The sequence below is a fragment of the Streptomyces sp. AcH 505 genome, assembly GCF_000818175.1.
Lineage (GTDB): Bacteria > Actinomycetota > Actinomycetes > Streptomycetales > Streptomycetaceae > Streptomyces.
Genome location: NZ_JTIY01000002.1, coordinates 712,877 through 721,804 on the forward strand (window position 1 = coordinate 712,877; position 8,928 = coordinate 721,804).

An 8,928-nucleotide genomic window follows, 5' to 3' on the forward strand; every position below is an offset into this window, starting at 1 on the left:
CCGCCGATCGGCGGGGCGACGGCGCCGGCCAGCGGGCGGCTCATCGTGGCGCACACCGTCGCCTCCGTCGGACCGTACGAGTTGAGCATCAGCCGCCCCGACGACCAGCGCTTGACCAGTTCGGGAGGGCAGCTCTCGGCGGCCACGACCAGCGTCATCCCGGCGGGCAGCGCCCCCTCGGGCATCAGCTGGAGCACGGCCGGGGTGATCGCCGCGTGCGTGACCGACTCCCGCACCGCCAGCTCGGCGAGCCCACGGCCGGGCACCAGGTCCGGGGGTGCGACCACCAGGGTCGCCCCGGTCAGCAGCCCCATCGTCAGCTCCCAGAACGCCCCGTCGAAGCCGGGGGAGAGATGGTGCAGGACCCGGCTGCCGGGAACGACCCCGCACTGCGTGGTGAAGATGTCCAGCAGCCCCGGCAGCCCGGCGTGGGTCACGGTCACCCCCTTGGGCCGGCCGGTGGTGCCCGAGGTGTAGATGACATACGCGGGGTGCGCGGGCAGCAGCGGCGTGCGCCGGTCGGCGTCGGTCAGGTCGCCCGGGTCGCGGTCGGCGAGCAGTGCCGCCGTCTCCGGGGCGTCCAGCACGATGCGCGGCACACCCGGCTCCGGCAGTGCCGCGCCCGCACCGCTCGTGGTCACCAGCGCCACGGGCGCGGCGTCCGCCAGCGTGCCGGCGATCCGGTCCGCCGGATGGCCGGGGTCGACCGGCAGGTACGCGGCGCCTGCCTTGGCCACGGCCAGCACGGCCACGGCCAGTTCCGGGGAGCGGGGCAGCGCGAGCGCCACGATCCGCTCAGGACCGGCGCCCTGCTCGACCAGCAGCCGCGCCAGCCGGTTGGCGCGCGCGTTCAGCTCGGCGTAGCTCAGCGGCGTACCGGCGAAGACCAGCGCCTGCCCGTCCGGCCGCTGCCGGACCTGCTCCTCGAACCGCTCCGGCAGGGTGGTCGGCGCGAGGCCACGGCCGGTGGCGTTCCAGCCGTCCAGCACTTGGTGGCGCTCTTCGGCGCCCAGTACGTCGAGGTGGCTCAGCGGCCGGTCGGGGTGCAGGGCCGCGTCGGTCAGCAACGTGACGAACCGGTCGGCCAGCGCCTGGGCGCTCCCGTGGTCGAACAGGTCCGTGCTGTAGTCCAGTACACCCGTGACGCCGAGCGGCGTGTGATCGTCCGCCCGCCGTTCCGACACCGAGAACCCGAGGTCCACCTTGGCCGCTGTCGCTGTGCTCGCCAGCCCGGACACCACCAGGCCGCCCGGCAACGACGCCAGGGGCGGTGTCTCCCCGGCGAGGGGGCCCGCGTTCTGGACCGCCAGCACCACCTGGAAGAGCGGGTGGTGGGAGAGGGAACGGGTGGGGTTGAGAGCTTCCACGAGCCGTTCGAAGGGGAGGTCCTGGTTGCTGTAGGCGGTCAGATCGGTGGTGCGGGTGCGGCCGAGCAGTTCCCGGAAGGTGGGATTGCCCGCCGTGTCGGTGCGCAGGACGAGCGTGTTGACGAAGAAGCCGATGAGGTGGTCGGTCGCGTCGTCGGTGCGTCCCGCCACGGGCGTGCCGACGGGGATGTCGGTGCCGGCACCGAGCCGGGTGAGCAGAGCGGCCAGCGCCGCCTGCACGACCATGTGCAGTGTGGTGTCGGTCGACCGCGCCAACTCGGCCAGCCGCAGGTGGTGTTCGGCGCCGAGCGAGAACTCGACCCGGTCACCGGCCTGACTCGCGACGGCGGGCCTTGGCCGGTCGGTGGGCAGGTCGAGCTGCTCGGGCAGTCCCGCGAGTGCCTGCTTCCAGTGGGCGAGCTGCGCGCCGGCGAGGCTGTCGGGGTCGGTGTCGTCGCCGAGAACGTCCCGCTGCCACAGCGCGTAGTCGGCGTACTGGACGGCGAGCGGTGCCCACGCGGGAGCGCTGCCCGCACAGCGGGCGGCGTAGGCGGTCGTCAGGTCACGGCCCAGCGGGCCGCGGGACCACGCGTCGCCCGCGATGTGGTGGATCAGCAGCAGCAGTACGTGCTGCTCGTCGCCGACGCGCAGCAGACGGGCCCGCACCGGGATCTCCCGGCCCAGGTCGAAGGCGTACCGCGCCGCCCGCGCCAGGTCGGCCGGATGGTCGGCCTCGGTACAGTCGGCCGTGTCGAAGACCAGGCGGGCGTCCTCGGGGGCGAGCACGGTCTGGTGCGCGCCGAGCGCGTCCTCGGCGAAGACGGTGCGCAGGCTCTCGTGGCGCGCCACGAGGTCGAGCAGCGCCAGCCGCAGGGCCTCCCGGTCCAGCGGACCGCTGAGGCGGAACGCGGCGGGAATGTTGTACGTGGCGCTGGGGCCCTCCAACTGGTGCAGGAACCAGAGGCGTTGCTGGGCGTACGACAACGGCAGCCGGTCCGGGCGCGGGCGCGCGGTCAGCGGGGCGCGCGCGGGGCCCGAGTCGTCCAGGACACGGGCCAGTCCGGCGACCGTCGGCGCCTCGAAGAACCGCCGGATGGACAGCTCGGCGCCGAGGGTCGAACGGACCCTGCTGACCAGCCGGGTGGCGAGCAGCGAGTGGCCGCCCAGGTCGAAGAAGCTGTCGTCGACGCCGACCTCACCGACCCCGAGGATCTCGCCGAACAGGGCGCACAGGATCTCCTCGCGCGGTGTGCGCGGTGCCCGGCCGGCCGGCGCGGCCGCGTACGCCGGGGCGGGGAGCGCCGCGCGGTCCAGTTTGCCGTTGGGCGTCAGCGGCAGGGCGTCCAGCGCGACGATCGCCGACGGCATCATGAACTCGGGGAGCAGGCAGGCGAGTTCCACCCGCGCCGCGCTCTCGTCCCAGGTGCCGGGATCCGTCACGACGTACGCCACGAGCCGCTGGTCGCCCGGCTGGTCCTCGCGCAACAGGACGACTGCCCTGGCGACGCCGGGCCGGGCCGCGAGGGCGGACTCGATCTCGCCGAGCTCGATGCGGTACCCGCGCAGCTTGACCTGATGGTCGGCACGGCCGGCGAACAGCAGTTCCCCGGCTCCGTTCCAGCGTGCGAGGTCACCGGTGCGGTACATACGGCTGCCGGGAGCGCCGAACGGGTCGGCGGGGAACCGCTCGGCCGTCAGCCGGCCACGCCCCAGGTACCCCCGTGCCAACTGCCGGCCGGCCAGATACACCTCACCGGTCACCCCGGGGGCGACCGGCCGCAACGCCGAGTCCAGCACGTACACCCGGACCCCGGCGTGCGGGGTGCCGATCGGAACCGGTCCCGGCGGCACCTCGGTGCCCGGCATGATGACGTGCTCCAGGCAGTGTCCGGTGGCCTCCGTCGGCCCGTAGACGTTGATGACGGTCACCTCGGGCACCGTCTCCCGCCACGGGGACAGCAGGTCCCCGCGCAGCTGCTCGCCGCCCAGTGTGATGATGCCGGAAGGGGAGACGTCCCGGTCCATCGTCGCGAGCAGCGCGAGGTGCGAGGGCGTGGCCTTCATGAACGTCGCGCGGCGGAAGCCGGGTTCGGTGCGGGCCGTCTCGGCGAGGTCGGGCAGCGTGGCGAGCCGGACGCAGCCGCCGCTGATCAGCGGGGCGTGCAGTGAGCCGACACTCTGGTCGAACGACGCCGACGCCTGCATCACCGACAGTCCCGAGACGGCCGGCGCGTCCTCGGTGCGGCAGTGCCGGACGAACGCCGACAGCGCCCGGTGCTCGACGACGACCCCCTTGGGCCGTCCCGTCGAGCCGGAGGTGTAGATGACGTAGGCGGGGTGGTGCGGCAGCAGCGGCGCGTTGCGGTGCTCGTCGACGAGATCGGTGGCCGCGTGCTGACGCAGTGTCCGCTCCAGCCGGGGGTCGTCCAGCACGAAGGTGAGCGTCCCCCCGCACTCCGAGCCGATCCGCTCGTCCATGTCGCGGGTGGTGAGCACCAGCACGGGATCGGAGTCCTCGATCATGTACCGGACCCGGTCGGGCGGGTAGTCCGGATCGACGGGCACGTACGACCCGCCCGCCTTCAGCACCGCGAGCATGCCGACCACCAGGTCGGTACGGCGCGCCACCGCGATGGCCACCAGGCCCTCAGGACCCACCCCCAGCTCCACCAGACGCCGGGCGAGCCGGTTGGCGCGGGCGTTCAGCTCGGCGTACGTCAGCCGGCCGTCCGCCGCGATCAGCGCGGGCTTGTCCGGCGTACGGCGGACCTGCTCCTCGAACAGGTCCGTGTACAGCTCCGGATCGGGACGCCCGTCCGACCCGCTCCACCGCTCCAGCACGGTCCGCCGGACCTCCGGGTCGAGCAGGGGGACCGCGCCCACGGGTGTCGCGGGGGCCTCGACGACCGTGCGCAGCACCCGGCGGAAGGCGGCGATCACCGACTCGACCCGGCCGGTGTCGAAGAGCTGCGGCAGATACCCCAGCGAGAAGCGCAGCGTCTCGCGGGGCACGGCCAGCAGGGCGAGCGGGTAGTGCATCTGGTCCCGTGAGTGGATCTTCAGGACGGTGGGCAGGCCGGGATCGGGGGCAGTGGCCGGGCGGCCACGGGCGGAGTCGAGCGGATAGTTCTCGAACACCATGGCCGTGTCGAAGAGTTCACCCGCGCCGGCCCACCGCTGGATCTCCGCCAGCCCCACCCACTGGTGGTCGAGCAGCCGCGCCTGCTCCGTCTGCGTCCGCCGCAGGAACGCCGCCAGCGGCTCCTGCGGACGCAGGACGACCCGCAGGGGCAGTGTGTTCATGAACAGCCCGACCATGGTGTCGATCCCGGGCAGCTCCGGCGGCCGGCCGTTGACGGTCACGCCGAAGACCACGTCGTCGCGGCCCGTCAGATGCGACACCACCAGACCCCAGGCGCCCTGGACGACGGTGTTCACCGTCACTCCGTTCGACCGTGCGAACCGGGTCAGTGCGGCGCTGAACGCCTCGTCCTCGGTGAAGTGGATCCGCTCCGGTGCCGCCGTGAGCGCACCGCGCTCCGGGGCCACGACGCTCGGTGAGCCGAACGCGGCGAACGCCTCCGTCCACGCCAGCCGGGCGGCCTCCCTGTCACGGGACTTCAGCCAGCCCAGGTAGTCCCGGTACGGGCGCACCCGCGGCAGCGCCGTGAGGTCGCCGTGGGTGGTGTACAGCGTCATCAGCTCACGCAGCAGTACCGGCATGGACCAGCCGTCGAGCAGGATGTGATGGTTCGTCAGCACCAGCCGGTGCCGGCCGCCGCCGAGCCGGATCAGGGTGAACCGCAGCAGCGGGGGCCGGGACAGGTCGAACCGCCGCCAGCGTTCCTCCGAGGCGATCCGCTCCGCCGCCGCCTCCCGCTCCTCCGCCGGGACGGAGGTCAGATCCTCCTCCCGCCACGGTGGGGCGACCTCGCGGGGAATGAGCTGCACGGGACGTTTCAGACCCTCGTGCCGGAAGGCCGCACGCAGATTGGCGTGCCGGCGCAGCAGCGCCCCGACCGCCGTCCGGAGCCGGTCGCTGTCCACGGTCCCCGCCAGCTCCACGAAGACCTGGACGTTGTAGGCGTCGAGTTCCTCACCGTCGAAGAGGTTGTGGAACAGCATGCCCTCCTGCAAAGGGGACAGCGGCAGGATGTCTTCCAAGCCGGACTTGGCCATCAGAGGGAACCCCATTCGCTTTCGAGTCGTGTGATGTCGTCCTCGCTCAGCTCGACGAGAGCGACGTCCGACGGTGCGAGACCGCTGGCCTCAGGCCGGCCGGCGTGCTCCACCAGCGCCCGCAGCGCCCTGAACCAGCCCTCGCCCAACAGCCGTACGTCCTCCTCCGACAGCACACCTGCGGCGTATGTCCACACACTGTGCAACCGGGGCCCCTGACCGGTGTCATGAGCGCCCACGACCAGGTCGACGAGGTGCGCGAGGGCGACGTCCGGATGCTGGCCGGCCACCCCCCGGCCCAGCACGCTCCACGCGTCCGGTTCACCGGCGCCGTCCGCCGCCCGGCCGCCGGTGTAGCGCCCCAGATAGTTGAAGCCGAACGCGGGAACGGGGAGTTGGGCCAGCCGGTCACGGGTGCGCGGGTTGACGTAACGCAGCAGACCGTAGCCGAGACCCGCACCGGGCACCGCGCGCACCTGCTCCTTCACCTGCTTCAACGCGCGGCCCGCCGCCGGCCCGCCGTCCCACAGGTCGGCCCAGTCCGTCACCTCCGGGCTGAGCGTGACCGGGTACATCGCGGTGAACCATCCGGTGGTACGGCTGAGATCGGCTCCCGGGACGAGATGCTCGTGCCGGCCGTGGCTCTCCAGGTCCACCGTCACGGGCAGCCCGGCGCCGTCGCCCCTGCCCCGCCGCCAGTCGGCGACGGCCAGGCCGAACGCGGTCAGCAGCAATTCCTCGACGTCCGAGTGGAACACCCCGGGAAGCCGGCTGAGGAGTGCTTCGGTGGTCCCCGTGTCCAGGTCGAGCACGACCTGACCGGCACCGGCATGGGTGTCACGTACCGGGTCGAGGGCCGGCTCGGGCGCGGGAGCGGCGGAACGCAGCCAGTGGTCCGCCTCGGCCTCGGTGTCCGGATCGGTCGCCAGCGCCTCCAGCATGGCCGCCCACCGGCGCCAGCCGGTGCCCGCCGGACTCAACGGCCGGCCCTCGTAGCCGGCCGCCAGATCCGGCACCAGCAGCCGCCAGCTCACGGCGTCGACGGCCAGGTGATGGGCGACGAGCACCAGCAGCCCGTGCTGCTCCGGGCCCCGGTCGAGCCGGCACGCCCGCAGGACCACCCCCTCGGCAGGGTCGAGCCGGTCCCGCTCGGCGGCGGCCAGCTCGGTGACGAGCGTGTACACCGCCGGGTCGGCCAGACCCGGCGCGTGGTGCTCGCTGAGCAGGCCGGCTGCATCGACACCGCCCGGTTCGGCGATCGACATCGTCCAGTCGGGTCCGACCCGCAGCCGCAGTGTGTCGTGCCGGTCGAGCACCGCCTGGAGCGCGCGCACCAGCCGCTCCCGGTCCGCGTCCGCCGGTACCGCCACTACCACGGACTGGTTGAACGGTTGGACCGCGCCGCCCAGTTCGGCCAGCCAGCCCATGATCGGGGTCGGTGACACCGGCCCGCTCGCCCCCTGCTCCTCGACGTCCGCCTGCCGTGTGTCCGGCTCCGCAGCGCCCAGTGCCTGCGCGAGCTGGGCGACTGTCTGGTGCTCGAAGACGTCGCGCACCGTCAGCGCGAGACCTTGCGTACGGGCCCGGCTGACGAGCTGGATCGACAGGACGCTGTCACCGCCGAGATCGAAGAAGCCGTCGTCGACACCGACCTCCGGCAGCCCCAGGGTGTCGGCGAACAGGGCACACAGCGCCTCCTCACGAGGCGAGGCGGGGGCCCGCAGCGAACTGTGCCGGGCGTAGTCCGGCTCGGGCAGCGCCTTGCGGTCCAGCTTGCCGTTCCCCGTCAGCGGCAGCACGTCGAGCCGTACGAACGCCGACGGCACCATGTACTCCGGCAACGACTCCTGGAGATGCCCCCTCAGCTCGGCGTCCGCGGGCAGCGCCGGCCCGTCGGCGACCAGGTACGCCACCAGCCGCCGGTCGCCCGGCCGGTCCTCCCGGACCACCGCCACCGCCTCGGACACCGCCGGATGCCGCGCCAGCGCCGCCTCGACCTCACCCAGCTCGACCCGGAAACCACGGATCTTCACCTGGTCGTCGACCCGGCTGATGAACTCCAGCTCGCCGTGGCGGTTCCAGCGCACCACGTCGCCCGTGCGGTACATCCGTGTCCCCGGCCCGTCGAAGGGGTTCGCGACGAACCGGGAGGCGCTCAGGCCAGGCCGGTTGAGGTAGCCGCGCGCCAACTGCACCCCGGAGACGTACAACTCGCCCGGCACACCCACCGGGGCGGGCTCCAGATACGGATCCAGCACCAGCATCCGGGTGTTGGGGAACGGCCGGCCGATGGTGAGCACCCCGTCGGTGAGATCGTCCGGTGACGCGACCCGCCAGGTCGTGCAGCCGACGATCGTCTCGGTCGGGCCGTACTCGTTGAGGACACTAGCCCCCGGGTGCTCCGCCAGCAGCGCCCGCACCGCCCGCCCGGTCAACGACTCCCCGCCCAGGACCAGTTCGCCCTCCGGGACGCAGGCAGCCGGCAGCCCGGTGATCAGGGGAAGGTGGCTCGGGGTCGCCTTGAGGAACGTCATCTGCGGCAGGTCCACCGGCGCCCGCCCCGTGAGGGCCTGCTCGTGCAGCTCCTCAAGGTCCGCGAGATGCACGCAGCCGCCTTTCAGCAGCGGCGCGAACAGACCGGTCACCGTCAGGTCGAACGAGAGCGGCGAGTGCAGCAAGGCGTTCCCCGCCACCCCGGGATACAACTCGGCCGACACCGCAAGGTAGTTGACCACCGGCTGGTGCTCGACGAGCACCCCCTTGGGCAGCCCGGTCGACCCCGACGTGTAGATGACGTACGCGGCGTGCCACGGCGACAGCGGCCGCGTACGGTCCTCGTCCGCCAGATCGTGCGCCGGCTGCTCCGACAGCCGCTCCACCAGCTCGGGATCGTCCAGCACCAGCCGGGGCAGCGTACGGGCGAAGGGATCGCCGGACCGCGACGTCAGGGCGCAGACCGGGTCCGCGTCGGCCAGCATCACCGACAACCGCTCCTGCGGGCACCCCGGATCGACCGGCAGATACGCCGCGCCGGCCTTCAGCACCGCCAGGACCGCCACGCCCAGCTCCACCGACGGCGGCATCGAGATCGCCACGATCTGCTCGGGACCCGCCCCGCACTCGGCGAGCAGATGCGCCAGCCGGTTGGCACGTGCGTTGAGCTGCGCGTACGTCAGCGTCGTCCCGCCGGCGGAGAACGCAGGACGCTGCGGGGTGCGCGCCACCTGCTCCTCGAACAGCACCGGCAGAGTCGCCTCCCGCTGCGGACGCGCGGTGTCGTTCCACCCCCGCACCAGCCGGTCCCGTTCGGCGCCGTCCAGCAGATCGATCCCGCCGATCGTCCGGTCCGGATCAGCCGCGACCGCTTCGAGCACCCGCAGCA

At 73.0% G+C, this 8,928-nt stretch carries 2 protein-coding genes; both read right to left on the reverse strand.

Annotation, left to right across the window (positions count from 1 at the left end):
* Positions 1-5,546: non-ribosomal peptide synthetase (locus HY68_RS44345; RefSeq protein WP_042000602.1), on the reverse strand; the 5,546-nt coding region annotated here is incomplete at its 3' end.
* Positions 5,546-8,928: non-ribosomal peptide synthetase (locus HY68_RS33350; RefSeq protein WP_157874538.1), on the reverse strand; the 3,383-nt coding region annotated here is incomplete at its 5' end. The genes HY68_RS33350 and HY68_RS44345, both read right to left, overlap by 1 nt.